The organism is Carnobacterium sp. (genome assembly GCF_032094055.1).
In the GTDB taxonomy this organism is placed as follows: domain Bacteria; phylum Bacillota; class Bacilli; order Lactobacillales; family Carnobacteriaceae; genus Carnobacterium_A.
Genome location: NZ_DAMDAK010000054.1, coordinates 9728 through 11826, shown reverse-complemented (window position 1 = coordinate 11826; position 2099 = coordinate 9728). Strand labels below are relative to the sequence as shown.

General features: G+C 43.2%; 2 protein-coding genes. Both read left to right on the top strand.

The features are described from left to right. The first annotated feature begins 127 nt into the window (after positions 1-127). Positions 128-1792, top strand: a complete 1665-nt coding sequence (gene alsS, locus RT405_RS08980) for an acetolactate synthase AlsS (protein WP_313469178.1) — start codon at positions 128-130, stop codon at positions 1790-1792. 36 nt (positions 1793-1828) lie between these two features. Beyond that, positions 1829-2099: acetolactate decarboxylase (locus RT405_RS08975; protein ID WP_313469177.1), on the top strand; the 271-nt coding region annotated here is incomplete at its 3' end.

The following is a 2099-nucleotide window of genomic DNA, read 5'->3' as shown; positions in this document are numbered from 1 at the left end:
TGACTGTATAATGAATCGCTAATCCTTTTGCGAGTGCTTGATATCAGCTTTTAAACAAAAAGAGTGATAAACTTAGGCAAGAAGCAACATGACCTAATTTTTGAGGAAAATAGGAGGAAGAAGACCAATGACCGATAAAAAAAGATATGGCGCAGATACGATAGTAGATAGTTTAACGAATTTAGGCGTGGACTATATTTTTGGTATACCAGGCGCTAAAATTGATCGCGTTTTTGATGTATTAACTGAAAAAGGTCCAGAACTGATTGTCGCTCGTCATGAACAAAATGCAGCTTTTATGGCTGCAGCAATAGGACGGCTGACTGGAAAACCCGGGGCTGTCTTAGCAACCAGCGGACCGGGAGCTAGTAATTTAGCCACCGGACTAGTCACAGCAACGGCTGAAGGCGATCCGGTCTTAGCCATTGCCGGGCAAGTTAAACGCTCGGATTTATCAAAACTCACTCACCAAAGTATGGATAATGCCGCTCTTTTCTCACCGATTACGAAATACAGTGTCGAAGTCCAAGAACCGGATAATTTATCAGAAGCATTGGCAAACGCTTATCGCGCTGCACAAGAATCAAAACAAGGAGCCAGTTTTGTCAGTATTCCTCAAGATGTAACAGACTCCGTTACCAATATAAAACCTGTTGCGGCATTAGCTGTACCAAAATTGGGTCCCGCTAGCCAAATTGAGATCGTAACATTAGCCAATAAAATCAAAGAGGCCAAGTTGCCAGTATTGCTCTTAGGCATGCGCGCTTCCTCACCGGAAGTCACAGCAGCGATTCGTCACCTGGTCGAGGTATCAGATATTCCAATAGTGGAGACTTTTCAAGCAGCAGGGGTCATTTCTCGAAAATTAGAAAGTAACTTCTTTGGCCGAGTTGGCTTGTTTCGCAATCAACCAGGCGATATGTTATTAAAACGCAGCGACTTAGTGATTACGATCGGCTATGATCCAATTGAATATGAAGCCCGCAACTGGAATGCTGAACAAAATGCTGTGATCACGGTTATCGATGATACCCTAGCAGAAATTGATTCTTATTTCCAACCACAAACAGAATTAACCGGGGACATTGCGGAAACATTAGCCAATTTGGTTCCTTATTTAGAAGGTTATCAATTGACCGCTGATTCTAAAACGTATTTAGCTACCTTGCAAGAAAAATTAGACCAACGTGATTTGCCGCCTGTCGCCAAACACTCAGAATTGACTCACCCATTAGCTGTGATCGCAGAACTGCAGCGATTAGTCACTGATGAAATGACGGTAACGGTCGATGTCGGGAGCCATTATATTTGGATGGCTCGTCACTTTAGAAGCTATGAACCGCGTCATTTATTGTTTAGCAATGGGATGCAGACCTTAGGAGTTGCTTTGCCTTGGGCGATTTCTGCCGCTTTGGTTAGACCTGATACACAAATCGTTTCTGTTTCAGGCGATGGCGGATTTTTATTCTCTGCACAGGAATTAGAAACAGCTGTCCGGTTAAACATGAATATCGTTCATTTGATTTGGAATGACGGCCGGTACAATATGGTCGAGTTTCAAGAAGAAATGAAATATGACCGTTCTTCAGGAGTGAATTTTGGCCCCGTAGACTTTGTGAAATACGCAGAAGCCTTTGGTGCTGTCGGTTTGCGTGTCACTGAGTCTGATAAATTAGCAACCGTACTAGAGGAAGCTTTTGCCGTAACGGGTCCGGTCATCGTGGATATTCCAATTGATTATTCCAGCAACCATGAACTAGGCAAAACGATTCTACCCGATCAATTCTATTAAACGCGTATAGGAATGGCCCAGAAAGGATGATATCAATTGAACTCGCAAACCCTTTTTCAACATGGAACATTAGGCGCCTTAATGGCCGGTTTATTTGAAGGCACACTCACTATTGAGGAGCTGCTCACTCATGGTAATTTAGGAATCGGTACACTAAATGATTTAGACGGCGAACTGATCATTCTAAATGGACAAGCTTTTCAAGCAAAAGCTGACGGAACGGTAACCGCTCTGACGGGAGCTGAAATGGTTCCCTACGCTGCTGTGACTTCTTTTGCATCACAATCAGAAATTTCTTTTTCAGAAG